General features: G+C 58.5%; 23 protein-coding genes. 10 read left to right on the forward strand and 13 right to left on the reverse strand.

Annotated features, from left to right (window positions below; all coding sequences use genetic code 11):
* Positions 1-210: 210 nt before the first annotated feature.
* The 4 genes from HMPREF3143_RS05680 to HMPREF3143_RS05695 all read right to left on the reverse strand — a co-directional run bounded on the left by HMPREF3143_RS05680 (position 211) and on the right by HMPREF3143_RS05695 (position 3,542).
* Positions 211-756, reverse strand: a complete 546-nt coding sequence (locus tag HMPREF3143_RS05680; RefSeq protein ID WP_252909153.1) for a polymorphic toxin type 44 domain-containing protein — start codon at positions 754-756, stop codon at positions 211-213.
* A gap of 75 nt (positions 757-831) precedes the next feature.
* Positions 832-1,827, reverse strand: coding sequence for a DUF2891 domain-containing protein (locus HMPREF3143_RS05685; RefSeq protein WP_070532084.1), 996 nt, complete (start codon positions 1,825-1,827; stop codon positions 832-834).
* A gap of 9 nt (positions 1,828-1,836) precedes the next feature.
* Positions 1,837-2,823, reverse strand: a complete 987-nt coding sequence (locus tag HMPREF3143_RS05690) for a DUF979 domain-containing protein (RefSeq protein ID WP_070532087.1) — start codon at positions 2,821-2,823, stop codon at positions 1,837-1,839.
* Positions 2,820-3,542, reverse strand: coding sequence for a DUF969 domain-containing protein (locus HMPREF3143_RS05695; protein WP_021240145.1), 723 nt, complete (start codon positions 3,540-3,542; stop codon positions 2,820-2,822). The genes HMPREF3143_RS05690 and HMPREF3143_RS05695 overlap by 4 nt, the downstream gene beginning before the upstream one ends.
* 200 nt (positions 3,543-3,742) lie before the next feature.
* Here HMPREF3143_RS05695 and HMPREF3143_RS05700 point away from each other — a divergent pair, with 200 nt between their 5' ends.
* Positions 3,743-4,288 carry a winged helix DNA-binding protein gene (locus HMPREF3143_RS05700; protein ID WP_021240146.1) on the forward strand — a complete coding sequence of 182 codons (546 nt, stop codon included), beginning with the start codon at positions 3,743-3,745 and terminating at the stop codon, positions 4,286-4,288.
* On the opposite strand, the gene glgX is transcribed toward HMPREF3143_RS05700, so the two are convergent.
* From glgX to treZ, 3 genes are read right to left on the reverse strand one after another with little or no spacing between them, the layout of a single operon-like run.
* A complete protein-coding gene (gene glgX / locus HMPREF3143_RS05705) occupies positions 4,289-6,364 on the reverse strand; it encodes a glycogen debranching protein GlgX (protein WP_070532093.1) in 2,076 nt (691 codons plus the stop codon).
* Between the two features lie 15 nt (positions 6,365-6,379).
* Complete coding sequence (gene treY, locus HMPREF3143_RS05710) at positions 6,380-8,848, reverse strand: malto-oligosyltrehalose synthase (protein ID WP_070532096.1); 2,469 nt, start codon at positions 8,846-8,848, stop codon at positions 6,380-6,382.
* Complete coding sequence (gene treZ, locus HMPREF3143_RS05715) at positions 8,845-10,632, reverse strand: malto-oligosyltrehalose trehalohydrolase (RefSeq protein ID WP_070532099.1); 1,788 nt, start codon at positions 10,630-10,632, stop codon at positions 8,845-8,847. The genes treY and treZ overlap by 4 nt, the downstream gene beginning before the upstream one ends.
* Before the next feature lie 132 nt (positions 10,633-10,764).
* On the opposite strand from treZ, the gene HMPREF3143_RS05720 reads away from it, so the two are divergent.
* The 4 genes from HMPREF3143_RS05720 (at position 10,765) to HMPREF3143_RS05735 (ending at position 14,182) form a co-directional block, all read left to right on the forward strand.
* Positions 10,765-11,292, forward strand: coding sequence for a GNAT family N-acetyltransferase (locus HMPREF3143_RS05720; protein ID WP_008501660.1), 528 nt, complete (start codon positions 10,765-10,767; stop codon positions 11,290-11,292).
* Positions 11,293-11,382: 90 nt separating this feature from the next.
* Complete coding sequence (locus tag HMPREF3143_RS05725) at positions 11,383-12,141, forward strand: 5'-nucleotidase, lipoprotein e(P4) family (RefSeq protein WP_070532102.1); 759 nt, start codon at positions 11,383-11,385, stop codon at positions 12,139-12,141.
* A gap of 141 nt (positions 12,142-12,282) precedes the next feature.
* The gene (locus tag HMPREF3143_RS05730) at positions 12,283-13,269 is read left to right on the forward strand and encodes an MBL fold metallo-hydrolase (RefSeq protein WP_008501663.1); all 987 of its coding nucleotides are present in this window, start codon (positions 12,283-12,285) and stop codon (positions 13,267-13,269) included.
* Position 13,270: 1 nt separating this feature from the next.
* Positions 13,271-14,182, forward strand: a complete 912-nt coding sequence (locus tag HMPREF3143_RS05735) for a LysR family transcriptional regulator (protein ID WP_070532105.1) — start codon at positions 13,271-13,273, stop codon at positions 14,180-14,182.
* On the opposite strand, the gene HMPREF3143_RS05740 is transcribed toward HMPREF3143_RS05735, so the two are convergent.
* Positions 14,173-15,057, reverse strand: a complete 885-nt coding sequence (locus HMPREF3143_RS05740; RefSeq protein WP_008501665.1) for a LysR substrate-binding domain-containing protein — start codon at positions 15,055-15,057, stop codon at positions 14,173-14,175. The genes HMPREF3143_RS05735 and HMPREF3143_RS05740 overlap by 10 nt on opposite strands.
* 113 nt (positions 15,058-15,170) lie before the next feature.
* On the opposite strand from HMPREF3143_RS05740, the gene HMPREF3143_RS05745 reads away from it, so the two are divergent.
* Positions 15,171-16,661, forward strand: a complete 1,491-nt coding sequence (locus HMPREF3143_RS05745; RefSeq protein WP_047748899.1) for a UbiD family decarboxylase — start codon at positions 15,171-15,173, stop codon at positions 16,659-16,661.
* 25 nt (positions 16,662-16,686) lie between these two features.
* Here HMPREF3143_RS05745 and HMPREF3143_RS05750 read toward each other — a convergent pair whose 3' ends face one another.
* The 5 genes from HMPREF3143_RS05750 to opgC are packed head-to-tail and all read right to left on the reverse strand — an operon-like array spanning position 16,687 to position 20,793.
* Positions 16,687-17,112, reverse strand: a complete 426-nt coding sequence (locus HMPREF3143_RS05750) for an ATP-binding protein (protein ID WP_070532108.1) — start codon at positions 17,110-17,112, stop codon at positions 16,687-16,689.
* Positions 17,113-17,451 (reverse strand): STAS domain-containing protein, encoded by a 339-nt coding sequence (locus tag HMPREF3143_RS05755; protein ID WP_023292380.1) that lies wholly within the window; start codon positions 17,449-17,451, stop codon positions 17,113-17,115.
* Positions 17,441-18,655: a PP2C family protein-serine/threonine phosphatase gene (locus tag HMPREF3143_RS05760; protein ID WP_070532111.1), complete on the reverse strand. Its 1,215-nt coding sequence runs from the start codon at positions 18,653-18,655 to the stop codon at positions 17,441-17,443. The genes HMPREF3143_RS05755 and HMPREF3143_RS05760 overlap by 11 nt, the downstream gene beginning before the upstream one ends.
* Positions 18,656-18,664: 9 nt before the next feature.
* Complete coding sequence (locus HMPREF3143_RS05765; protein WP_008501670.1) at positions 18,665-19,564, reverse strand: hypothetical protein; 900 nt, start codon at positions 19,562-19,564, stop codon at positions 18,665-18,667.
* A gap of 11 nt (positions 19,565-19,575) precedes the next feature.
* Positions 19,576-20,793, reverse strand: coding sequence for an OpgC domain-containing protein (opgC, locus tag HMPREF3143_RS05770; protein WP_023327506.1), 1,218 nt, complete (start codon positions 20,791-20,793; stop codon positions 19,576-19,578).
* A gap of 281 nt (positions 20,794-21,074) precedes the next feature.
* Between opgC and HMPREF3143_RS05775 the strand changes: the two genes are divergently transcribed.
* Genes HMPREF3143_RS05775 through HMPREF3143_RS05790 form a run of 4 tightly spaced genes read left to right on the forward strand, consistent with a single transcriptional unit; the run spans position 21,075 to position 26,975 of the window.
* Positions 21,075-22,892 (forward strand): glycosyltransferase family 2 protein, encoded by a 1,818-nt coding sequence (locus HMPREF3143_RS05775; RefSeq protein WP_070532113.1) that lies wholly within the window; start codon positions 21,075-21,077, stop codon positions 22,890-22,892.
* On the forward strand, positions 22,889-25,174 hold the full coding sequence (locus HMPREF3143_RS26205) for a DUF3131 domain-containing protein (RefSeq protein ID WP_070532116.1): 2,286 nt from the start codon (positions 22,889-22,891) through the stop codon (positions 25,172-25,174). Before HMPREF3143_RS05775 ends, HMPREF3143_RS26205 begins: the two co-directional genes overlap by 4 nt.
* A complete protein-coding gene (locus HMPREF3143_RS05785; protein WP_070532120.1) occupies positions 25,159-26,553 on the forward strand; it encodes a DUF3131 domain-containing protein in 1,395 nt (464 codons plus the stop codon). The genes HMPREF3143_RS26205 and HMPREF3143_RS05785 overlap by 16 nt, the downstream gene beginning before the upstream one ends.
* Positions 26,550-26,975 (forward strand): globin family protein, encoded by a 426-nt coding sequence (locus tag HMPREF3143_RS05790; protein ID WP_058654460.1) that lies wholly within the window; start codon positions 26,550-26,552, stop codon positions 26,973-26,975. Before HMPREF3143_RS05785 ends, HMPREF3143_RS05790 begins: the two co-directional genes overlap by 4 nt.
* Positions 26,976-26,981: the final 6 nt, after the last annotated feature.

Genomic DNA, 26,981 nt, shown 5'->3' on the forward strand with positions numbered 1-26,981 from the left:
CTGAGGTGTCTGTTAAACGCGTGGCGATTCAAAACATCCGACACCGTAGCGCCTCCATCATCATACTTAGTTATGTACAGTGTGACGGAATCAGAGAGTTTCTGTTTGCTGACAAAACTATCGTGAGAAGGTGCGTTAAAAGAGTATTGATATGTCAGAAACCCACAAACAACGAGCAATAGAATCGTTGTGAGTAAGCAATGAAGCCGTTTAATAACCGTATTTCTTTGCATATTCTATACCTTGCCTTATCCAAAACTGATCGTGAGGATCATCCCCATAAGGCGGTTTTTGATACCAGTGCCCCCATTTCTTTTTGGAGGTTTTAGCTCTTTCCTGCGCCCATCCAGCACCCATCAATAGCGTTTCTGAGGGTATCCCGGCAGCATAGCCAGCCGAACCATAATTGAAGTTCCCAAAATTTGCTAACTCCGGGTGTCCTTGCTTGTAATCCCACGGCCCCTTATTTCTTACTTTTTGATAAAACCAAAGATAGGTCGTAGGGATAGCCATGTTTCTACTCATACCATGCGCTCTTGCAATCCTCATGTTTGCCAACACAAGTGCGATTCCTTCTTTAGGCAACAAAGGTATAACAGCCATATTAACCATCCATCCACTGTGGGTATGTGGCCGCGTATCGTACACTTTTGCGATGGTAAAAAAGATATTTGTTTCCAGAGAAATGACGAAAAAATATCCGACTAAGGTATTAATCGCATTAAAAATCAAAGAAATGTAGGCTGCGCCCGGCAAGGCCTCCAGGCAAGCGTTGCACAATGTAGGCCGGGTAAGCGCAGCGCCACCCGGCAAGAAAGACGGCGCGTTTGTTTACTCCAGCGCCAGCAGCGCAAAGCTCGCCAGCCAGTGCCCGCCGCTATAGTGGCTGCCAACCACATGCCCGACGCTGGCGGCCAGATGTTTCGTCACCGCCTCGCGCAATGCCGGTTGCGCCGGGTGGCTGGCAGGAAGCGCTTTCGCTATGTGCTTCATACACCATGCGCGGCTAAGGTTTAATCCGTCCAGATGGGCAATTTTCGGGTCGGTACGATCGCTCACTTCCGCCGGGTTCATCAGTGCCGTAACGGCGCCCACCTCCGGCAGAAACGCGTCAAACCAGGCCGGGAAGTCTTCCGACACCTTGCTCATCAGGAGTGCCTCCGTCAGCGCGCCGGAAATATACTCGTCTCCGCCGGGCTCATAATGAGCCGGATAGCGCGTGTCGGCGAGATAAAACCGCTCCGCCGCTGCCACAATCGCCTGCTCAAGCGCCTTATCGCCCACTGCGCGACCATAATCCAGCGCCAGCGCGAAGGCAAACGCGGTGTTGTAGTGCGTCCCGACGCGGATCGGATAGGTGAGCTTGCCGAGGTAGTCCACCAGCCGGTTGCGAATGTCCTGGGTTAACGGCTCCAGCGTCTGGTACCAGCCTGCGGCCTGCGGCAGCGACGACTGTTTCAGCTCCTGGGCCAGCGCCAGCAGCCAACCGTAGCCATACGGCCGCTCAAACGAGGCGCGGAACGGCGCGGTAAAATAGGCCAGCTCCTTCGCCACGTTCTCTTCGGTCAGGTGCTCGTCAAAAAGCGCGACGATCGCGTCCCGGCACGGTAATTCTGGATAGAGGCGCACGCAGCGCAGCAGCAGCCAGTAGCCGTGCACCGCCGAGTGCCAGTCAAAACAGCCGTAGAAAATGGGATGCAGCTCGCGCGGCGGCAGCACCTCACCATCATCATTCAGCAGGTGCATGATGTGGTTCGGGTATTCCTGGCGCAAATAGGTCAAAGGCATGCGGGCAAACGCGTCGGCCTGATGTTGCGTTAATTCCATGACAGCTCCTTAGCGAAACACGAGGAAATACATTAAGAACACGTTCACCACCAGCAGGGTTAACGCGGTCGGGATCTGTATCTTGATCACCTGATATTTGTCTTTCAGCTCCAGCAGCGCGGCGGGAACGATATTGAAGTTCGCGGCCATCGGCGTCATCAGCGTGCCGCAGTAGCCTGCGTACATGCCAATCGCCAGCAGCGGCGCCGGGTTGCCGTGATGCACGTTGATCAGAAACGGCAAGGCGATCCCCGCGCTCAGCACCGGGAAGGCCGCAAAGGCGTTACCCATGATCATGGTAAACAGCGCCATCCCCACGCAGTAAATCACCACCAGCATGAAGCGGTTATCCGGGTTCACAAACAGGCTCACCACCTTCTGCACCGAGTCACCCGTGTTGGCCACCACGAACACGCCGCCAAGCATGGCCAGCATCTGCGGCAGGATCACCGCCCAGCCGATGGTATCGACAAGACGGCGGGACTGACGAACGGCATGGAGCGGCGTGCCTTTGGTTAGCCACCAGCCGGTGAGGATCGCCGCGACGCAGGCCACGCACAGCGCCGCCAGGGTGAGCTGTTTCTGATCGAGCAGAAACACGCCGCCGATCGAAACGCCCTTCAGGAATAACGTGCCCAGCACCGTCACCACCGGGATCATCAGCGCCGGCAGGAACAGCCAGTTTTTAAGCCGATTTGACGACGCGACGCGCTCCTCCTCGGTGGACATTTTATAGTGTCCTTTCCCGACGAGACCAAAACCCGCCAGCAGCGCGATAACGATAACGCCGCCGCCAATGATCCGGTACGCCAGCGATTTCCCCAGCTCCTGCACCATCAGATCGCCAAACAGGAAGATCCCGCCAAACAAGAACCAGAACAGCGCGGTAGTAAAGCGCCTCGGGTTGGCGCGATCGCGCAGGGTCATGACAACCAGCAGCATTACGACAAAGCCGATCAGGTAGTACACGCGGTTAATGGTGATAAGCGTCATCATTGCGCGGCCTCCTGCGTACCCTGCTCTGCACGCCAGGCCATCACGTCGCGACGGATGCTCGCATCGAGGCGCAGCAGGCGCGTCATATGAATAATTAATGCCGCGATGGCAGTTGGAATGGCCCACAGGCCGATATGCAGCGGTTCAATGCCCGGAATACCGTTCTCTTTCAGGAACGCGTCGATCAGCAGTACCGCCCCGAAGGCAATAAAGATATCTTCCCCAAAGAAGACCGCGATGTTGTCGCACGCGGCGGCGTGGGCTTTGATTTTGTCGCGGATGTGCTGCGGCAGTTCGCCGTATTCGTTCAGCGCCGCCCCTTCGGCCATCGGTGCCAGCAGCGGGCGCACCGTCTGGGCATGGCCGCCCAGCGACATCAGGCCCAGCGCGGCGGTGCCTTCACGCGCGACAAAATAGAGCATCAGAATACGCGCCGAGGTGGCGCTGGCGATCTTCGCCACCCAGGCCTGGGCGCGCTCCTTAAGCCCGTAATATTCCAGCAGACCAATCACGGGCAGGATCAGGATGAAGGTGGCCAGCGATCGGCTATTGACGAACTTCTCGCCAAAGGTCTCCAGCAGCATCCCGAAATCCATGCCGACCAGCAGACCCGTCGCCAGCCCCGCCACCACGACCACCAGCAGCGGGTTGAAGCGCAGTGCAAAACCAATAACCACGATCGGTATCCCGATCAGCGGCAGCAGCGTAGTACCGTCCATAACGTTTACCCTATCGAAAGTGAGCGTTGCGCGCCGACGGCTATTTTTTTAATTTGCGGCGAGCGATGTTGTGTTTTGTTGGCAGGCTTCGCAAAACCTGCGCTAAAAAGCTATATCTGAACCTCAAAAACATGTAAACAAATTATCAATAAAATGTTCTTATTTTATCGATGAGTTTACATTTCTGGCTAAGGAACGTTATGACCTCAGAAAAGAGTGCTTCACCCGATCGCGACGATATCAACGAGGGCCGGATCGTCTCTTCCCGCCATCTGGTATCCGAGCGCTGCGCGGAGTTATCAGAGCTGGAATATGCGCTGATCATGACCGGCAACGCCTTTAACAAATGGATGGTGCGCTGCATGACGGCTGCCGGCGAGCCCGATATGGGCGCCTTTGACGTTTCGCTGCTGCATCACGTGAACCACCGCGACCGCAAGAAAAAGCTGGCCGATATCTGCTTCGTCCTCAACGTGGAAGACACCCACGTGGTGACCTATGCGCTGAAAAAGCTGGTCAAAGCAGGCTACGTGACGAGCGAGAAAGCGGGTAAAGAGCTCTTTTTCTCTACAACGGAGGAAGGGAAAGCGCTGTGCATGAAATACCGGGACGTGCGGGAGGCGTGTCTGATTGCGATCCACGCGGAGAGCGGCATTGCCGGGAAGTCGATTGGCGAGACCGCGCAGCTGTTACGCACGATCTCCTCCCTGTATGACACCGCCGCCCGGGCGGCGGCGTCACTGTAACTAAGGACGGCGGAACAGCGTAATGCTCCGTCCGGCCAGCGCGTACTCAACGGTTTCGGTGATCGCTGTCCCGGTGGCGGCATCATCCGCCGTAGACAGCTCCAGCACCCATCCCCCTTCGCCAAACTGCGGGATCTGGAACGGCACGGTGCCTTCAAACGGATTGAACAGCATCAGCACGTCGTGCCAGATGCCGTCCTCCTGCTGAAGATCCGGCCTGCTGATGGAGACCCCGAGCGTTGAGCCTTCATCCCACTGCTCGGCCTGCTGTGGACCGCCTCCGGCATTGAACCAGCGGATCTCCAGCCCGTCACGCCAGCTTTCACGGCGCAGCAGCGGCTGTTGCGCGCGAAGGGCAATGAGACGACGGGTAAACTCGCGCAGCGCGGCGTCGTTTTCGGAGAGCCCCTTCCAGTCGATCCACGAGATCTCACTGTCCTGGCAGTAGCCGTTGTTGTTCCCCTTCTGCGTGCGGCCAAACTCGTCCCCCGCCAGCAGCATCGGCGTGCCGTGGGAGAACAGCAGCGTGGTGAGGAAGTTACGCTTCTGCCGTTCGCGGGTAGCAATAATATCCGGGTTCTCGGTTGGCCCTTCCTCGCCGTAGTTGTACGAGCGGTTATCGTTATGCCCGTCGTTATTGTCCTCGCCGTTGTCGGCGTTGTGCTTCTCGTTGTACGACACCAGGTCATTCAGCGTAAAGCCGTCGTGGGCGGTGATAAAGTTGACGCTGGCCCACGGGCGACGCCCACGCAGATCGTACAGATCGCCGGAGCCGAGAAGCCGCGCGGCAAAGTCCGTGGAGACGTTGTCCCCCTTCCAGTACTCGCGAACGGTGTCGCGGTATTTGTCGTTCCACTCCCCCCAGCCCGGCGGGAATCCGCCCACCTGATAGCCGCCGGGGCCAATATCCCAGGGTTCACCAATCAGCTTCAGTCGGGATAAGACCGGATCCTGGGTCATGGCGTCGAAAAAACCGCCGCGCGGGTCAAACCCTTCGGGCTCGCGGCCCAGGATCGTCCCGAGGTCGAAACGAAAACCGTCTATGTGCATTGATTCCGCCCAGTAGCGCAGGGAATCCATCACCATCTGCAACACGCGCGGGTGTGAGGTGTTGACCGTGTTTCCCGTCCCGGTGTCGTTGATGTAGTACCGGTGCTGGTCGGGCAGCGTGCGGTAATAGCTGTAGTTATCAATCCCCTTAAACGAGAGCGTGGGGCCAAGCTCGTTGCCTTCCGCCGTGTGGTTGTATACCACGTCCAGAATGACCTCGATGCCCGCGTCATGATAGGCGCGCACCATATCGCGAAAGCCCTGGATCCCCGCCGGGCCGTAGTAGCGCGACGCCGGAGCAAAAAAGCCCAGCGTGTTATAGCCCCAGAAGTTCTTCAGCCCGCGGTCGAGCAGATGCTGATCGTCCGGGAACCAGTGAACCGGCAGCAGCTCCACCGAGGTAATGCCCAGGCTTTTGATGTAGTCGACCGAGGCTTTGTGCCCCATCCCCTCAAACGTCCCGCGCAGCTCGGGCGGAATGGCCGGGTTCATCTGGGTAAACCCTTTCACGTGGCTCTCATAGACAACGGTATGCGGCCAGGGTACCTTCGGCCGGTTGTTGTCCTGCCAGTCAAAGGCGTTCGGGTCGATAACCCTGCATTTCGGCGTAAACGGCGCGCTGTCGCGGGTATCAAAGCTCAAATCCAGCTCGTCATGCCCCAGCTCATAGCCGAAATGGGCGTCGTTCCACTCGATGTCACCCACCAGTTCGCGAGCGTAAGGGTCGATGAGCAGCTTATGCGGGTTAAAGCGATGACCATTTTCCGGGTCGTAGGGGCCGTAGACGCGATAGCCATACAGCGCGCCCGGCTTCAGGTCAGGCACATAGCCGTGCCAGACCTCATGGGTATTCTCCGGAAGCGTCAGCCGGGCGATTTCCGTTTTCCCGGACGGGTCAAACAGACAGAGCTCCACTCGTTCAGCGTGCGCGGAGAACAGCGCGAAGTTAACGCCCTTCCCGTCATAATTCGCCCCCAACTGCTGGCCATGACCGGCCCGAATTTTAAACGTTGTATCCTTTGCCATTTTCGTTCTCCACGATTATTCGCAGGTAAGCAGAACCAGTACACATCCCTTTTCTGACGTTAAATCCAGCGTCTTTTGCAGAATGCGGCTCTCACCGCTGAACAGATCCCGATAGCGCTTCCCGGCCAGTTCGTCGGGTATCGCCACCGTGGTATTGACCCACAGCTGATGATTATCGGTGATGCCAAAAACCAGACGCGGCACGGCGACAATCAGCGCCTCCTCGTCCTTAACGCGCGCATAAACAATCAGGTTCTCTTCCCGCTCGCCGGTGACCTTAAGCGGCAGCCAGTCGCCGTAGCGGAAAAGCGCGTCGTAGTGCGGTCGAAGCCGCAGCAGCGTGGCGGTAACAAACTGTTTGACCCGTCCGTCCCGCCAGCAGGCCGGGTTGTCAAACACCCCGGAATCCGCCGCGCTGAGGTGTTGCACCAGGGCCGGAAAGTCCGGCTCGCGTCGGTTATCCGGGTCGACCAGGCTGAAGTTAAGCGCCTCGCTGCCCTGATAGATATCCGGCACGCCGGGCGCCGTCAGCTTGATCGCCGTCTGGCTGAGGCTGTTCATCAGCCCGGCGCGAATAAAGGGCTGCATCGCCTCGCTGAAATCGTGCAGGAACAGGCTGTTGTCCGGTGAAAGCAGGTGCCGCGCGTAGCTCAACACCACGCTCTCATAGCTCTCGTTGCTGTCAATCCAGTCGGTGCGCTGCTTCGCCTCGCGCAGCGCTTTTTCGAGGAAGCCGAGGAACCGCGTTTCGAGTGCTTTAAGCCCTTCAGCGTCGTCCGGTGACAGCGTGGCGGGCCAGACGCCCGCCAGCGCCTGGTAGATCATCCACGTATCGGCGGCGTTCGGCGCGGTACCGTCATTGAGAAAACGCACCTGGGTCTGGTTCATCTGCCGCCAGCGGGCCAGATTTTCACCCCAGCGTTCCGGGGCTTCCGTCAGGGTGTAAAGGCGCGCCCGGGCATCTTCCCCGCGCTTGGTATCGTGCGTGGAGGTACCCAGCAGCGCGTCGGGCTGACGGGCCAGACGAATGCGCATCTCCTGGTGGAAGCGGGATAAGGAAAACGCGCGCGGCGTCGGGTCGGCCCCCACTTCATTGAGCGCAAGCTCAAGGTTGTGGCGAAAGAACAGCGTGTCTTCAACGGACTTCGCCATCAGCGGCCCGGTCAGCTGCTGGAAGCGGGTCCTGAACAGCGCGGCGCTCTCGCGGCAATCTTCCGGCAGGTCGCCGGCAAGAATGCGCACGATCAGGCTGAGCGCGGCTTCTGACGTCTCCACGCTGGCAACCACGCGGTTGAGCAGCGCCACGTCCGGCGGGGTTAACCCCTCGCGAGTGCCGTAGGTGCGGTAGACCGGAAACGCAATAAGCAGCTCGCGCAGCGCGTGGCGGATATCCTCGCGCGGCAGCGCAACCTCATTGCGGCGGGCCAGATCCTCAGCAAGGTTTAGCAGCGTGGTGAATTCACCCTCAAAATTGCGATCGGTCATCAGGCCTTTGGCATCGCGCAGCTCCGCGTGGCGATCGACCGTCACGCCGAGCGTTTCGTCGTGGATTGTCTCCAGGCGCGACAGGCTATCATCATCGACCAGCACCTCCGCCAGCGAGGCGATAAACTCGTAGCCGGTGGTGCCGGATACCGGCCAGTCAGCGGGGAGCTGTTCCCCTTTGGCGAGAATCTTTTCGACCGTGATGTAGCAGTCGGGCCCGGCGGCCTGCCGCAGGCGCTGCAGATAGCCCAGCGGATCCGCCAGACCGTCGACATGGTCAATGCGCAGACCATCCACCACGCCCGCGTGGACCAGCTCAAGGATCAGCCGGTGCGTATCGTCGAAGACCGCATCATCTTCAACCCGGACGCCGACCAGCCCGGTGATCTCAAAGAAGCGCCGCCATGAGAGCTGCTTCGGCGCCTCCCGCCAGGACATCAGCCGCCAGCTTTGCGCCTCGTGCAGCTCGGCAATGCTCTTCTCCTCGCTGTACGTGCCCGGGTTGAGCGGATACTCGGCGTCATAGTAGACCAGAGCGGCCTTTTCCGTGACAGGGTCACGTTTTAGCGTGATGGCTCCCTTCTCCAGCTCCGCCTCAAAGGTATCGCCAAGAAACGGCAGCGTCAGCGGCCTCGACCAGTCAATGTCAAAATAGTGCGCGTAGCGGCTTTGCTGGCCGTATTCAATCACGTCCCGCCACCAGAGGTTTTCCAGCGAGGTGGACATATGGTTCGGGACAATGTCCAGAATCAGCCCCATGCCGGCCTGCTTAAGCGCCGCGGCCATGCGGTCAAAGCCTTCTCGTCCGCCAATCGCGGGGTCGATTTCATTCGGGTTGGTCACGTCATAGCCGTGGGCAGACCCCGTCGTGGCAGTGAACACGGGCGACGCGTAAAGGTGGCTGATGCCGAGGTCCTTCATATACGGCACCAGCGCCACAACGCGGTCGAAGGTCATGCCGTTACGGAACTGAATACGGTACGTGGCGGAAGGGATCATAACGATGCTTCTCCATCAGCAAAGCGAACGACAATACCGTTCGGGGGTAAAACGTCGTTGACCTCCGGCCAGGCGAAGCGCGTCTCCCCCGCGAGCGCGGGCAGGTCGACGGGCTTCGTTCCAATATTCAGCGCCAGAGAAAGCGTGCCTGACGGGAAGCGCCAGCTCACCGCCACCATGCCGGGCGCGGTCTTGAGCACATGGCCCTCAACGGCACCGCCCGGATGCAGAAGCGGAACGATATAGCGATGGCGCAGCGTCAACAGATGGCGCGTATAGCGCAGCCACGTTTTGCCCTCGTCGGTGGCGATTTTGTTCCAGTCGAGCTTTGAGCGGATAAACGTGTTCACGTCGTTCGGGTCCGGGACAGTTTCATCGTGCCCGGCATGGCCGGTGAACTCTTTCGCGCGCCCTTCCCGCACCGCCTTTGCCAGTTCGCCGTGAAAGTCGGTGAAGAACAGGAACGGATGCGTTTCACCAAACTCCTCGCCCATAAACAGCAGCGGGATATGGGGGGAAAGCAGCAGCGCGGCGAGCAGCACCCTCGTTTTATCAGCCCCCGCGAGGGAGATAAGCCGCTCGCCCTGGGCGCGATTGCCGGTCTGATCGTGGTTTTGGATGAAATCGACGAAGAACTGCGGCGGCTGCGTGCGGCACTCCACGCCGCGGGATTCGCCGGTTTGCAGCGAAATCTCGCCCTGGTAGACAAAGCCTTCCGCCAGCGCCCGGGCGAACTTTTTCTCCGGCTCAAAGGCAAAGTCCTGGTAGTAGGCGTGCGTCTCACCGGTAGCAAACACGTGGGCAGCGTTGTGAAAATCATCGTTCCATTCGCCGGTAAACAGCGGCGTGTGGCCCTGTTCATCGCGCGGATGCAGGAAAATCACGTTGCGGCTGTCTTCCGTGGTCAGGTGAACGTGCCGGTGGGGGATCGCCTCGCGGATCTTCGCGGCAATCTCCTCGAGAATGTGCGTCCCGGAGCTGTCTTTAATCTGGTCGATGGCATCAAAGCGCAGGCCGTCCAGACGGTACTCCGTCAGCCAGTAGAGCGGCGCGTCGGTCATGTACTGCCTCACCGGCTCGCGCTCGTAAGCGATGCCGTTGCCCCAGGGCGTCATCCGCTGTGCATCGAAAAACGCGGGCGACAGCAGAGGGAGATAGTTCCCCTCCGGGCCGAAGTGGTTGAGCACGATATCCAGCACCACGGAAAGCCCCAGCCCGTGCGCGGCGTCGATAAACGCGTGAAAATCCTCCGGCGTGCCGTACGCAGAGTGCGGGGCATACAGCAGCACCCCGTCGTACCCCCAGCCGCGGGAACCGCCAAACTGGGAGACGGGCATGACTTCAAGCTGGGTAATCCCCAGCTCCGCCAGATACGGCAGCTTGTCGATCGCCGCCCGGAAGGTGCCCTCCGGGGTAAACGTGCCGATGTGCAGTTCGTAAATGATCGTCTCTTCCCACGGCCGCCCTGCCCAGTCGCGGTTGACCGGCTGGTAACGCCGGGGATCGATCACGACTGAGGGGCCGTTAACGTCGCCCTTTTGCGCCCGCGAGGCGGGATCGGGCACCGCCGTGCCGTCCTGAAGAACAAACTGATATTCTGCACCGTGCCTGACGCCGGGGACGTCCGCCTGAAACCAGCCGTCGCCGGTTGCCGTCATCGGCACGTCGGTGGCGGCAAGACGTAGCGTAAGTTCTTTCTGTCCTTCTGCCCAGACGCGAAAACGTACAACGTCATCGGAAATAAACTCAGCACCCCACTGCTTTTGAAATGTCCTGAATTCCATTCATTGTCCTCGAATGACCCACATTTTACGCGGAACGAAGTACAAGCTTAGTTCAGGATTAAAAGTGCGTGAGCTCAGCGGATTTAACCGCTTCGTCTATTCTTTATGAAATAACTCACTAACGGGAATACTATGCAGATTCGAAAAGGACTCAATACCGACTTCGCACGCCTTGAATGCTGTGACTTTTCTTTCACCATTAGCCACATTGCCCGGGAGCCGTTTATCCACTGTGATTTACATATTGAAGCCGTGGCAGAGCCGTGGATAAAAACCTACGAACTCGACATTCAAACGCTTGAAAATCACTGCGTTAATCCGGACGCCATATTTCTTGTCGCGGAAACGGACGACGGTGAAATAGCCGGATTTATTACCGCGTCAGTCGGCTGGAACAAATTTATTTCAGTGGATTATATTGCCGTTGAGCGCACCAAACGCAGAACCGGCGCCGCGCATAAATTAATGGCCGCCGCGCACGTGTGGGCCCGCAGCGTAAACGCGCCGGGATTACGGCTTGAAACACAAAATGTGAACGTCTCTGCCTGCCTGTTTTACCGTCACTACGGATTTACCCTGGGCGGATACGATCGTTATCTCTACAACGCCCTACCGGAAAAAGACGAGGTCGCTCTGTTCTGGTATTACATGCTGGTCTAGCGGAAACACATTGCCACATCACGGTCATATTTCTGTCACTGAATTTCATTACGCTTTCGGGATTTTAACCACGGTGTTGAGGAAAGAAGTGTGAATTCAATGGCTAAGGCATTACTGCTGGCATTACCGGTTTTGAGTGCAACGGCAGCGGCGACGGCCGCGGAGCACGACCTGTGTGAACCGAAAGCGTACGAAATGGCGCTGCGCTATCAGCAGAAATCGGCAGAGATTATGGCCCTTCAGCTGCAAACCTATCGGTTTGCCACCGAGCGTTTCAACGAAAAGTTAAAGGATCTGAAAACGCCCGAAAATTACGCCGTGGTAATGGACCTGGATGAAACGGTACTGGATAACACCCTTCTGCTGGTGCGCGACATGGAGCAGTGTCACGACTATACGAAATGGGACACCTGGAGCGACTGGGAGAAACAGGGAAAACCCGGCTTAATTCCCGGGGCGAAAGCGTTTCTTGACCACGTGAATCAAAGCAAGGTCCGTATCTACTATGTCTCGGATCGTATGCAGGAAAACAAAGCCGACACGCTGAAGACGTTAAACGCTCTCGGCCTGCCGCAGGTATCTGACGAAAGCGTGCTGCTGGATACGGTCAGCAAGGAAGAGCGCCGTCAGAGCATCCTCAAAAAGCAGCAGATCGTGATGCTGTTCGGCGACAGCCTGCCGGATTTCGCCGTGCAGTTTAAAAACAAAAAGCCGAGCGAACAGCAGCGTGAACTGGTTGAGGCCAGCGCGGAACACTTCGGCAACGACTGGATTGTGCTGCCTAATGCCGCTTATGGCTCATGGTCCAAAGCCACGCCGGACAGCTGGAACGCACCGCTGAAAAAATAATGTCTACGGGCCGGGAAAGCTATCGCGCCCCTTCCCGGCCCTTCGGTTTCCTATCCATCCCGTTTATAGGTCCTATCATTTCTGGGCAGGTTCTTATAATTTTACGGAGCAGTAAGATGAGCACTTTCAAAGGAGACTCGTATGCTTACCGTGAAAAAACTTGCTCTTTCCACGCTGATTTCCAGCTCTCTGCTTTTCTACCCTGCGCTCCAGGCCTCTGCAGAAACGCCGCAGCACGTCGTTAAACAACCGGCGGGCGGTTACAGCGTGCAGGTCGGCGACGTGCTTGTCACCTCGTTTACCGACGGGACCGTCGCGCAGGATCTGCACAAGCTGCTGCGCCGGACAACGCCGCAAAACATTGATGCGCTGCTCGCGAAAAACTTTCAGACCAACCCGGCTGAGGTCTCCATCAACGCGTTTCTGATTGCGATACCCGGACATAAAATCCTGGTGGATACGGGCTCGGGCCAGCTCTTTGGTCCTGATACCGGCGGACGTCTGGTTGAGAGCCTCGCCACGCAGGGAATAAAACCCGAGGACATCACTGAAGTCCTGCTGACCCACGCCCACTCCGATCATGCGGGTGGCCTGGTGAAAGACGGCAAGGTGGTGTTCAGCAACGCGCGCGTTTTCGTTGGCAAACCGGACATCGACTTTTTCTTTAACGACGACAATCAGAAGAAAACCGGCTACGGCAAGAACTACTTCGACGTCGCGCAGAAGACCTTAAAACCCTACCTTGACGCGGGGAAAGTGGTGCCGTTTAGCGGCACATCGGAGATTCTTCCGGGGCTTACCGGCACGGTTCATCCCGGACACACGCCGGGTTCAGCCTTCTACACCCTGACAAGCAAAGGCGAGAAGATCACCTTTGTCGGCGACATCATTCACGCCGCGGCGGTCCAGTTCCCGCAGCCTGCGGTGACCATCACCTACGATGAAGATGAGAACAAAGCGGCAAGTGTACGCGAGCATGCGTTCGCTGACTTTGTGAAAAACAAGGACCTCATTGCCGCGCCCCATCTGCCTTTCCCGGGCATCGGCTATGTGACGAAAGGCGAGAAAGGCGGCTATGCCTGGGTCCCTGTGACCTATACCAACCGGGACGCCAGCAGCGCGAAATAAGATGACGCGGATATCTGACATGGACATAGACCTGCTCCTGACGCTGGACGCCCTGCTTCAGGACAGGAACATCACCCATGCGGCCGCGCGGCTGGGCATCAGCCAGCCCGCGTTATCCGCTCGTCTCGCGCGTCTGCGCACGCTGTTTGGCGAACCGCTATTTATTCCCTCCCCGCATGGACGCGGGGTATTGCCCACGCCGCGCGCGGAAGCGCTCAGGCCGCAGGTGACAGGCGTGCTGCGCGGCATCAGCTCGATGTTTGCGCCCACCGCGTTTGACGCGCAAACCAGCAGCCGGACCTTTGTTATCGCGCTGCATGAAAACCCGGCGCTGATGCTCGGCACCGCGCTGCTTAACCAGGTGGGTACCGATGCTCCCGGTATTCGCCTGCGCTTCGCCCTGCCCGAGATGGCCGAACTGCCGCAGCAGCTGGAGAACGGCGATGTGGATCTCTACATCGGCGTGAGCGCGGGCGCCCATGACGGGTGGGTAAGGCGCAAACTCCTCGACGACGCGTTTGCCACCGCGCAGCGAAAAGGGCATCCGCGCGGAACGGGTGCGTTAGATCTGGAGATCTACTGCGCGCTTTCCCATCTGGTGGTGTCGTCGGCGGGCGATCCGTTTACCGGATTTGTCGACCAAACCCTCGCCGGGCTGGGCTATCAGCGACACGTTGCCATGTCCACCCAGAGCTACGCTATGGCGCCTGCGCTGGTTGCCGGTACCGACCTGGTGTGCACCCTGCCGGAACGGATGCTGAAGCTGTTCGCCAGCACGCTGGATCTCTTTGCACCACCGCTGCCGCTCCAGCCCATTACCATCAACATGTACTGGCACCCGAAAAACAGCCAGGATCCGGCGAACGCCTGGCTGCGCGAGCAGCTCCTGCGGGCAGCAGGACGTCAGGTGTGATCGAGCGTAACCAGAAACTTTTTTAGCACTTCTGAACGAATAATCCGGTGGCAAACCAGGGTGAGTTCGCTCTCCCGCAGCCGGTCAAGGATGTCCACGTAGACGACGTTCTCGACGCTCACCGCCTTTGCCGACGCGGGAAGCAGCGCCAGCCCAAACCCTGCCGAAACCAGGCTGATGACCGTGGGCACGTCGGTCGCGTTTTGCACCACGTCCGGCTGAAAGCCCGCCCCGCTGCAGGCGTCATAGAAGTACTGCTCCAGCCCCATTCCCTCCGGGTCGCGCAGGGAGATCCATTTTTCGTCTTTCACCGACGAAAGCGTCAACGCGGCGGACCCGGCCAGCGGATGCTGACGATACAGCGCCAGCACCGTTTTCTCCGAGGCGAACGGGCGGCTTTGCAGATCGTCCGGCAGCGACGGCAGCGGCGCGCGGATGATGGCCACATCCAGCTGGTTGCTCTGCACGGCGGCGTAGAGCGTCTGCACGTTTCCCGTCATCAGCGACATGGTAATGGCGGGCCAGCGGCTGTGCATCTGGCGCAGCGCGGCGGGCAGCCTGCCGTCAAACATCGCGCTCGACACGCACCCGAGGTTTAACACACCCTGCTCGCCCCGTGCCGTTTGTCTGGCGTCCAGCACCGCCTGTTCGGTCAGCGAGATGGCAAGCCGGGCTTTCACGAGAAATGCTTCGCCCGCGGGCGTCAGGGTCAAGCGGCGGTTCGCCCGGCTGAAAAGCGTGACGCCTAAGCGTTCTTCCAGGGCCTTTATCTGCTGGCTCAGCGCCGGCTGCGCCATGTTCAGACGCTCGGCGGCCCGGTGCATATGGAGCTCTTCGGCCACGACGATGAAGTGGCGCATCTGGCGAAACTGCACGAGACGACCTCCCGAATTGATATTAATTTACTTATCAATTTAACAGTAATGATGCAATTGATGCTATTGGTCATTGCCATAAAAATGGAGGTATTCAACCGAGGGAGGAAAATATGGAAAACCAGATTAACGATCTCCGCAGCGCCATCGCCTTACTGCAGCGCCACGAAGGGCAGTACATTGAAACCGATCGTCCGGTCGACCCCAACGCGGAACTGGCGGGCGTCTACCGCCATATTGGCGCAGGCGGCACGGTCAAACGTCCGACCCGCACGGGCCCGGCGATGATGTTCAACAGCGTGAAGGGCTATCCGCACTCCCGCATCCTGGTGGGCATGCACGCCAGCCGCGAGCGCGCGGCGCTCCTTCTGGGCTGCGAGCCCTCTGAACTGGCAAAGCACGTCGGCCAGGCGGTGAAAAAGCCGGTTGCGCCGGTTGTCGTTCCGGCCTCGCAGGCCCCCTGCCAGGAGCAGGTCTTTTACGCTGACGATCCTGACTTCGACCTGCGCAAGCTGCTGCCGGCCCCGACCAACACGCCGATTGATGCGGGTCCGTTCTTCTGTCTGGGGCTGGTGCTGGCAAGCGATCCGGAAGACAGCTCGCTGACGGATGTCACCATCCACCGCCTCTGCGTTCAGGAGCGCGACGAGCTTTCCATGTTCCTTGCCGCCGGGCGCCATATCGAAGTCTTCCGCAAAAAAGCGGAGGAGGCAGGAAAACCGCTGCCGGTAACGATCAACATGGGTCTCGACCCCGCCATCTACATCGGCGCGTGCTTTGAGGCCCCTACCACGCCGTTTGGCTACAACGAGCTGGGCGTCGCCGGGGCGCTGCGCCAGCAGCCGGTTGAGCTGGTACAGGGCGTGGCGGTCAAAGAGAAAGCCATCGCGCGAGCGGAGATCATCATCGAAGGTGAACTGCTGCCGGGCGTGCGCGTGAGAGAGGATCAGCACACCAATACCGGCCACGCGATGCCGGAGTTCCCGGGCTACTGCGGCGAGGCGAACCCCTCCCTGCCGGTGATCAAAGTGAAAGCCGTGACCATGCGAAACCACGCGATCCTGCAAACGCTGGTGGGACCGGGGGAAGAACATACCACGCTGGCCGGACTGCCGACCGAGGCCAGCATCCGCAATGCCGTAGAGGAAGCTATTCCGGGCTTCCTGCAAAACGTCTATGCCCATACCGCGGGCGGCGGCAAGTTCCTCGGGATATTGCAGGTGAAAAAACGCCAGCCGTCAGACGAAGGACGTCAGGGCCAGGCGGCACTCATCGCCTTAGCCACCTATTCGGAGCTGAAGAACATTATTCTGGTCGACGAAGACGTGGATATTTTCGACAGCGACGACATCCTGTGGGCGATGACGACGCGCATGCAGGGCGATGTGAGCATCACCAATATTCCGGGGATCCGCGGCCACCAGCTGGATCCGTCCCAGTCGCCGGATTACAGCACCTCGATTCGCGGCAACGGCATTTCCTGCAAGACAATCTTCGACTGCACGGTGCCGTGGGCGCTGAAGGATCGCTTCGAGCGTGCGCCGTTTATGGAGGTTGACCCACGCCCGTGGGCGCCAGAGCTGTTTGCTGACAACACGAAATAGAAACAGCACGCGTATGGCCCGCAGGTCATACGCTGATTTTCTTTTCAAGCGTGGCAATATTTTCACCCGCCGCTCGCTCCACCGAGAAACGATCGACGCTCAGCAAAATGAGCATCAGCCCCCTGCCGCTCTCCAGCAGCGGCGAGATTTCACAAAAACGGTCTCGCCTGGCGGCCTCAAGCCGCGCCAGCGGGAACGCGTCGCCCGCGTCGGTAAAAACAATGCAGACGTCGCTGTCGCGGATATCGAAGCATACGCTGAATGCGCGCGTGGCATCCTCATGCAGCGCGTGCCGGATGATATTCGTCGCCACCTCACAGACGGCGAGATCGAGCGCGAAACGCCACTCATCATCTACGGGAAGCGCGCTCAGCCGCGCTTCCAGCCAGCCGGCCAGCGGCGTCAGGGAACCGAGCACCGCCGGAAATTCTGCCTGCACCGGCGTCTGCATCTACTGCCCCAGCTGCGCAAGCGCGCTGCTTTTGTCCGGATAGATGCGGAATATGCGGTCCATGCGGGTCAGGGTGAACATGTTCATGATCCCGGGGTTCAGGGAGCACAGCGCCATGTCGCCTTTCCCGTTCATCAGCTTAAACAACGACACCAGCATTCCCAGCCCGCTGCTGTCGATAAAATCCACTTTGCTGAAGTCGACAATCAAAGCCTTGCGATCGTCGCCAATTTCTTCCGTCACGGACGCTTTAAACGTCGCGGCAACGGAGGCATCCAGCCGCCGGACTGCGGGCGTGAGAATGTTGGCATGCGGTAGTCGTTCAGTATTAATAATCATTCTGTTCTCCCTGACGCTCGATCACGAGCAGTGAAACGTCATCGGTTAAGGCGGTCGGTTCATCACGATTTGCGTTGCGCCAGCCGGTCAGGTGGTCACCGAACCGCGCCAGGAGCTGGTCAACCGGAAGTCGGGCATGGTCATGAAGCCAGCGTTCGAGACGCTGCGGGCCAAACTGCTCGCCGCTGACGTTCTCACACTCCGTAATACCGTCACTGAATAAGCATAAGCGATCCCCCGGATTGAGGGTAAACGCGACGTCCTCCCAGCTGAGGTCAGGCATCAGCCCGACCGGCGGGCCGCCGTTGCCCACGGACGTGACGGCGCTGTCTGCGTTCACAATGACGGGAGTAGGATGCCCGGCCTGACACAACACCCCTCGTCCGCTCTCGGGGTCGATCACCCCGTAGATAATGGTGAAATAGCTGGTAATGTCGCTCCCTTCACTGCAAAAGCGGCTGTTCAGGATCCTGATCACCTCCGCAGGCGACTGAATGCCGCCCTGATCGGTAAACAAAAAACGGTCTACCACCCGGCCATGTAAGAACTGACGCGCCACCGCGAGGGACATCATCGCGGCCCCCACGCCGTGACCGGACACATCCACGCAATAGAACCCAATGTGAGAATCGAGTGGAAAAATATTGAACACATCGCCTGAGACCCACGCAGACGGCAAGAAAAGCCAGTCGGAAAAGTAGTTCCCAAAGCGTAAGCGGTGCGAAGGCAGCACGGAGTGCTGAACGCGCGCCGCGAGTTCAAGATCCTGTTCAATCTGATGCAACGCTTCACTCAGGCGCTTGTTGTGCGCCGCGAGGGTCGCTTCCAGCGTTAAAATACGGACCCCGGCGTGCAGACGCGCCCGCAGTTCATCCTGCTCGACCGGCTTGCTTAAAAAATCATCGGCTCCGGCATCAAAGCCCTGCGTTAAATCCCCGGCATTTTCGCGTGCCGTGAGCAGAATGACATAGACGTAGTGGCCAAACTGACGGTTGCGGATGGTCTGACAGAGCGTGAGTCCGTCCATTTCCGGCATGTCCCAGTCGCTTATCACCATGCTGATCGGCTGGCTGGACAGTATTTCCAGCGCGGCGACGCCATTTTCCGCCTCGCTCACGATATACCCCCACTGGGTGAGCATTCGGGAGAGTAACCGACGATAAATCAGCGAATCTTCAACGATTAACACGTGCAGCGCCGACATACATCCCTCCTAAAGCGGTAAGAACCAGATGAGGCTCACGGTCCCTTCCCTGAATTTTGCATTCCCGTTGCCGTGCCCCGGATAGCGCGTTCCCGCATAGTTCGCGTACTGGATGGAGAACGAACCCGGCGTATAGCCGGCATAACCGAAGCTGTAGCTGTAATCGCCGTTCCAGGGCTGCTGCTGGCTGCTGTCCGGGAACCAGAATGCCGTCGCGCGAACGAAGAAATGTTGTTTGAAGGTGTAGCCGCAGCCGCCGAGCATGACGTTTTTATTTTTGCGGATGTCATCGCTGCTGAGGTCGTAGTAGCGCGGCACCCAGCTGTACCCGACCTGGCAAATGATGGAATCCCCTTTATTAATCAGGAGCGTGTTTTCGACCGGTTTCGGTAGCGAAAACTTGTAGGCCAGCGTGAAGGCGCCCTGTTCGAAATAGGTGTGTCGTCGGCTGCCCGATGTCCAGAAATGGTTATCGCCGTAGTTGCTGTAAACCAGACTGACGGTGTTGGCGTGCCAGTCATCGTAGCCGAAGCTGTAGCGAAAATCGGCGGTGTAGCGGCTGGTGTCTCTGACCGGCAGTCGGGACGTAATGTTGGCAAACCAGAAGCTGTAGGGGGAATACTGAAGGCTGAGATTCAGCGTCTGGTTAATCTTTTTCTTTTCCGTGGCAGTGTCTGAACTGTTAGGAATGCTCATCCACTGCTCTTTCAGTCCCGAGCTAAAGCTCAGCGCACCTGAGAATTTCTTATCGTTACCCGAGAACAGGCGCCCCCAGCGGCTGGTAAAGACGCCAGCCTGAACAGGTTCACCGTTCTTATCGCGCAGGGATTCATTTTCACTGCTTTTCGCCGCCTCTGCGGCGGGGATCGCGGCGAGCAGCACGCCCGCCAGAAGCCATTTTTCGCGCATAACCGCCATCCTTAGTTAGGTATCCAGCGTGCGCCGACGTCGTATTTTGCCATCAGCCACAAAATACCCAGTGCCGCCGCATGCACTAACGTGTTCTCTATCCAGGCGTGACGCCATAAATCGAAGGTGATGAACTGGCTCACCAGCAGCACCACGTACACATGCAAAATAAAGGTATAAAGCGAGTGCTGGCCGAGCGGGATCAGGAACCATCCCAGCAGGCGATTGAGCGGCGTCCAGCAATACGTCAGCACCAGGTAGACGGTGACCATCAGGGCAATATCGTTTAACACCCTCACCGGGCCCAGCCCGTTCTTCGCCGCCCAGGTGTGATAAAACGAATTGAAGCTGTCAGGCGGGATGACGTGCATCAGCAGCGCGGGCGGCATAAACGGGTTAGTATGGTTCTGGGCGACAAATCCCAGCACCAGCGACACCATGACCAGCGCCACTACCACCCCTTTCCCCGGAGGCGTCCGGGCGAAAGAGAGCAGTTCGGCTTTATACCAGCCGCTGGCCATGCCCAGCACAAAGATGAACTGCCAGGCGAGCAGCGGGAAGGCAAATTCGAATTCCGACGGCGTCAGCCGAAGCGGCCAGCGCTGCCACAGGCTGTACACCAGCAGCGACAGCCCAAGCAGCCACCAGACTTTTCCTTTCTGCAGCATCCCCAAAAATAGCGGGCTGAGTAGCAGTAAAAAGATATACAGCCCCAGAATTTGCGTCTGATGGGGGCCAATCTGCAAATAGAGGATAATGTTGAACCAGGTCTCTTTTATTTGCGGCGTAACCGGATAAAGCGACCAGCTTTCACCCGAAAAACGGTCGGTAAAATGGGTGACCTCGAAAACGTTAATATGTGGAATATAGGCCAGAAGAATAAACGACACTATGATAATGATATTTACACGATATATTTTCCATGCCCTGAGATAAAGCCCCCAGGAAACCGTGAGCAAAACCACTTTTTGCAGACGCGCGCGGTTCAGCATGCCAAGCATAAACCCCGAGAGAATAACAAAACCTTCTGCACCGGTTGTTAACCCAAAACGCTCCCAGGAGAATATATTAAATACCGACATCACCTCCGTATGCGCCACGACCATCATGACGAGGGCAATGCCGCGCATAAAGTCGATTCTCAGGTCCCTGGCACCTGCAACGGCATACCGCCATGCTGTTGATTTAGCGTCATCTTCTTGCGCTACCGACGGCGCAACATGGCTCATAGGGTGTCCTTTGCCTGAATACGAAAATTAAGGTCTAAATAAAGTAGATAGCCTAAAGGAATAGTAACCGCAATTTATCGACGGCCGATGAAACATCATTAAGCAGAATTTAAGCTGAATTAACCACCGCTAAATATTAATAAAAACGTGGCTGGACACTTTTATTCGGCGTTCTACACTTATCTTAAATCTTGTTTAATCCCTATTTTCTTTCGCTTTTGGGCAACTGTCTGCGCAGCAGAATTGGTCTGCATTTTCACGGAATCAGGAACGCCGGAACTATGGATTTTTATTTTTCCCGTTTTGAACATCGTCGTCCTCCGGAACCGTTAACAACACCGCGCTGGGTCATGTTCACCTGGCAGGTGTTAGCGGTCGCGGCGCTTATTCTGGGTGCCAATTATATTTACTGGCGCTGGACCGCCTCCCTGAATACTGACGCATTATGGTATGCCATTCCGCTGGTCCTTGCCGAAACCCTGGCGTGGATTGGCACCGTGCTGTTTACCATCAATTTATGGAAAGAACAGGATCCTCCTCAGAGTCCGCCGCCCGGCGAAATTAACGAATGCCTGTCGCCTGAGGAGGCCGTAGAGCCCCGTCCCGTCAAGGTGGATCTGTTCATTGCCACCTACTCCGAAGACACCGAGCTGGTCAGGCTGTCCATTCGCGACGCCCTGAAGATGGCGTACCCGTTCCCGATTGACTACCGCATCCACGTGCTTGATGATGGCCGCCGCCCGGAGATGAAAGCCGTTTGCGAAGAAGAAGGCGTTAACTATATCACTCGCCAGACCAACATCGGCTTTAAGGCCGGCAACCTGCGCAACGGCCTTGAGCAAACCGACGGCGATTTTATTGTTATCTGCGACGCCGACACGCGGGTATTTCCCACCCTGCTCAGCCATACGCTGGGCTATTTTCGCGATCCGGACGTGGCCTGGGTACAGACGCCGCAGTGGTTCTTCGATCTTCCGGAAGGAGAAAACCTGTCGCGCTGGGGCCAGCGAAAAGCCGGAAAAGTGGGCTACGGTCTGGGCTGGCTGATTCAAAAGTGTGTTGGCCCGATCACGATTGGCCGCGACCCGTTTTTTAACGATCCGCGCATGTTCTATGACGTGATCCTGCGGCGGCGCAACTGGGCGAACGCGGCTTTCTGCTGCGGCGCAGCGTCCATTCACCGTCGCGAGGCGGTCATGCAGGCCGCGCTAAGAAGCTATGTCTGGTCCGTCGAAGAGGAGATCCATCGTCATACGCGCGACATTCGCGATGAGGAGACCCGGGACGCGCTGCAGAATGCAATGCGTCCGCACGTGGCGTTTGACACCGAGCTTACCCCCTACAAATTCCACGTCTCGGAAGATATTTACACCTCGGTGCTGCTGCACGGTGACGCCGCACGGCGCTGGCGCTCGGTTATGCATCCGCGGGTTGAGTCGAAGATGCTCTCTCCGCAGGATATGCTCACCTGGATGATCCAGCGCTTTAAGGACGCCGCCGGTTCGCTGGATATTTTGTTTCATGACAACATCTTCAGCCGTCGCCGCTTCAGGCTTTCACTCCCCCAGACGCTGATGTATGCCACCACCTTCTGGTCTTACATGGCCTGCGTGTGGAACACGGTGTTTTTGATTTCGCCCATTATCTATCTGTTTACCGGCATTCCGCCGGTGTCCGCCTGGTCGACGCCGTTCTATCTCCACTTTCTCCCCTTTTTTATCTTCTCTGAACTGGCGTTTATGTTCGGCACCTGGGGGATCTCGGCCTGGGACGGCAGGGCCTCTTACCTCTCCTTCTTTTCCATGAACCTGCGCGCGCTCAATACGGTGCTGCGGGGCGAGCAGATCAAATTTCACGTCACGCCAAAAGAGCGGCAGACGGGCCGTTTTCTCTACCTGGTGAAGCCGCAGATTGCCATCGTGGTGCTGACCCTCGCAGGGCTTATCTGGGGCGGTATTCAGGTGGCGCGTGGGCAGGTGGACGACCCCTCCGGCTACGTCATCAATATTTTCTGGGGAGGGGTGAACATCGCCGCCATGCTGCCGCTGATTTTCGCGGCCATGTGGACGCCCGCTGAAGAGGACGAGGTCACTCAATGAGGATACGTGACGCCCTGCTGCCCGCGCGCAGCTACCTCACCATTTTGCTCGGCTTCCTGATCGGCTTTGCCATTGTGGTCTGGGTGGAGAAACAGATGCCCACGCGCGTGGAAAGCAGCGGCGGCATCGCGCTCAGTAAAGACTTCCCGCCGCTGCCCACAACACGGGCGCTGACCTATGACGAAGCCATCTGGGCGCGGGTCGCCTGGCAATACTACGTGAACAATACCCAGCCAAACGGGCTGGCGAACGCCAGCGACGGTGAACCCTGGCTGAGCCTCTGGAGCGTGGGAAGCTACCTCTTTGCGACCGCTGCCGCAGAGCAGCTCAATATCATATCCGCCGATGAGTTTGACGAGAGGGTCAGCACCGCCGTGTTCACGCTGGGGCAACTGCCGCTCAATGACAAAGGTCTCCCCGCCGCCTATTACCATGCGGACACGCTCAAGATCCTGGGCAAACCTGACGCCTCCGCAATCGGTCTGAGCCGGCTGCTGACGGCATTACAGACCCTGCTGTGGCGCTATCCCCAGCACGCGGCGGCCATCCGCGATTTGTTGAGCGTGTGGCGCACCGCGGCGCTGATTGAAAATAACACCCAAAGCCAGGCTGCGGTGCCGCTCCACCACTGGACGCTGACCGACGATGAACAGCGGGACACTTTTGGCTACCGTCTCTATGCCAGCCATACGCTGCGCCTGATTGACAGCGCGGCAGGACTCGCGGTGACCAACCCGCCTGAAGGGCAAAAGATGATCGATCTGGATGGCGTAATGGTGCCCGATGAAGGGCTTCGCACGCCCTGGGGCAAGCAAACCTCGCTGATCAGTCTCCCCTATCTGTTAACCGGTCTTGAACTGGGCTTTGATGCGCAGAGCGCTGAAATTGCGTGGCGGATTATGCAGATCCAGCAGCGGCGCCACGACCTGCGCGCGCCAAAACCCCCCGTCAGCACGGATTATGCCGAACCCGCGCCGGATTACGTTAACGATCTGCCGGACAGGCAGCCGGTACAGGCGCGCAACCTGCGCGACGAGGTGCCGGAGAAAGTGGCGATGACCTCCACCCGCACCGCGTTTGCCTGGTATGCCCTGTTCCGCAACGAGCTGCCCAACAAGGCCTATAACACCATCAGCGGCCAGAAGGTGGACTACACCAACAAGCCCGGCGAAATTGGCTTCTCGGCGCTGGATATCGGGCGAATGCTGGTCTGGCTGAAAATCATCAAGGAGCGTTACCCGGAATACGGCAACAGCATTGATAACGTGGTGCTCGGCTGGGATTTCAGCCACGCGATCGACCCCTGCGGCACGCTGTACGGGGCCTATCTGGAGAACGGCCAGCCGAAGTACGTTCAGGAAGGTCGACTGGGCTATGAAGAGTACGGCGCGGCCGGTTTCCAGCTGTGGGGGTTTAATACCTGCAAAGCCAGCCGTCCGCAGCCTTACGAGCTGGCCGAGATCTACTGCGTGCTGGTCCCGTACGATACGCGCGACCCGCGCAACACGTCGCAGCATAACTACGTGGTGACGGAATCCTACCTGCTCTACGGGCTGGAGTTCGGCTTTGATAAACCGACCGACCGGGATAACGCCCCGCGCGACTACTCCCTGACGTGGATGAAAAACTTTGCCGACCGCGTTTATCAGGCTCAGGAGAACCGCTATACCATTACCGGCGTCCTGACCGCGCGCTCCGAGCACCAGCTCGATAAGGCCCCTTACTTCGTCTATGACACCGTCTTCAGCGACGGGTACAACTGGAACACCATTACCGATAAAGGCCAGTTCGTCCCTAACGCTGCCGCGATTTCGCTGAAGGCGGCGCTGGGCATGTGGGTGCTGTGGAACTCCCCCTATACCGACCGCCTGCTGAACACCATTGAGAATGCCAACGAAGAGGGAAAAGGCTACTACGAAGGGCTGTATGAAAACGGCGACGGGCCGATCAAAGAGTTCACCGCGAACAATAACGGCATCATGCTGGAGGCCCTGTTGTTCAAAAAAGAGGGGAAACTGCTGGCCTTCAACACCGACAACCCGAAGAGCAAGGATTTTGCCCCGTCTCTGTGGGATCGAAAGCTGCTCGATCAGTTTGAAGAGAATAACGCGCTGCGCAGCCGCCCGTTCCTTGCCAGCACCCCGGCCGTAAAAAGCTGGTGCGACCGGACCGGCGTCACGCAGCGCACCAAACCCGCCTGCCAGGCCTGTCAGTGCGCGTCATGCAGCGTGGACGAGCCCGTTAAACTGCCTCCGGTGACTGCGCAATGCTTAAAACCATAGCCAGAGGGCTTGCGGGATTACTCCTTGCAGGCGCGATCGTCTTTGCGCTGTTTGCCCATCAGGGCGCAGGCTGGCGCTGGCTCATCAGTGGCGGCTGGCACTCCAGCGCGCGCATTGCCGCCCTGACGCCGGAAGAGCAGACGTGGGCGGCGATCGCCTGGCGCTATTTCGTCAATAATACCCAGCCGCAAACCGGGCTGGTCAACGGCAGCGACAAACAGCCCCGCGTCACGCTCTGGCAAATGGGCGATACGCTTATCGCCCTGCTGGCGGCCAAAGAGCTGGGGCTGATTGAGGAGGCCGAGTATGACGCTCGCCTGACGCGGCTGATGGGCACCCTCAACCGCATGATGCTGACCGAGGCCCGGACGCCCGGTCGACTCTATTCCAGCCAGACGGCGACGCCGATCGACTTTAGCGGCAAGCCCGTTAAAAATGGCTGGTCAGCGCGCGACATGGCGCGTCTGATGCTCGCCCTGCGCCTCACCGCAGAGCGGGAACCGCAGTACAGCGAATACCTCGATAAAATCATCCTGCGCTGGAATTTCTGTCCGGTTATCGATCGTGAAGGCGAACTGTGGTCATCTTCCCTGCAAAACGGCCAGCCGGTGGTACGCGATGAGCTGCGCCTGGGCGAGAGCGAATATGCCGCAACGGCGTTTCAGCTGTGGGGGTTTTCCCCGGAGAAAGCGTTTACCCCCCCGGCGCACCACGTCATCATCGCCCAGCGGCGTCTGGCCGTCGATGCCCGGGATCCGCGCACCACGTGGCAGCCCTCCCTGATCACCACCCTTCCCTATATGCTGCCGGGCCTGGAGTTTGGCTGGGAGCCCGAAGGCGTTGCGGCCGATCGGCAAAAGCGTCTGCGCAAGCAGGCCGAAAACGTCTGGCTGAGCCAGAAGAGCCGCTGGGAGACCGATAAAATCCTGACGGCCAGGGCAGATTTCTCGCTCCCGCAGGCACCCTGGCATATCCAGGATACGGTCTGGGGAAATGGCTATGCCTGGAACTCTGTCGGTGACGATGGCCGGGACTACACCCGTTTCGCGCAGGTGTCGACCAAAGCGGTCTTTGCCCTGTGGGCCCTGTGGGACACCCCGTACACCGACGTGCTGATGGCGGTGACAAAGCATCTTAACGATCCGCAAAAAGGCTGGTACGAAGGCCGACAGGAAGCCACGGGCGATACTAACGCTGCGCTCACCCTTTCCACCAATGCCACGGTGCTGGAAGCCCTGTTCTTCAAACACAACGCGGGCCCCCTGTTTGACGCCCGCCGGGCTAAAAAAGAGAGCTACTTTACGCGCCGTGTGGCAGATGACTATACGCCCGTCGGGCACTGTCTACCGGGCGAAAACGCAGTAAGGAGGACGCCGTGAAATTTTACCGCGATCTGTTTGAATCCAGTCTGAACCGCGTCTTTCCGGATAATGATAAAACGGCGTTTTTTCAGACGTTCTATGACGCCTTCGTCCATATGTCACCCGAGACGGAGCAGCATTTTTCTCGCCTGCCGGATACCGAGGGTCAGCAGACTCTGTTTAAGAGTTTCTTCGCCATGCTTGCGGTAGACGGCGCGTTAATCGTGCCTGATTTTCTCGAGCGCCTGGCGCGGGAGCAAAGTGACGACGGTCTCCACCTGCCCCCGCGTTTTTTCGCCCTGTGGCGCGAAGCGATGTTGAACACCGTGAGCCTGCGCGATCCGCAGTGCGACGATGAGATCCTGACGGCCTGGGCCATGGCGATCGCGCCCGGGCTGGAATACCTGCGCCGACAGGCAGAACTGCACTACCGCGCGTAGGAGGAT

This window comes from Enterobacter sp. HMSC16D10 (genome assembly GCF_001807145.1).
Taxonomy (GTDB): domain Bacteria; phylum Pseudomonadota; class Gammaproteobacteria; order Enterobacterales; family Enterobacteriaceae; genus Enterobacter; species Enterobacter roggenkampii.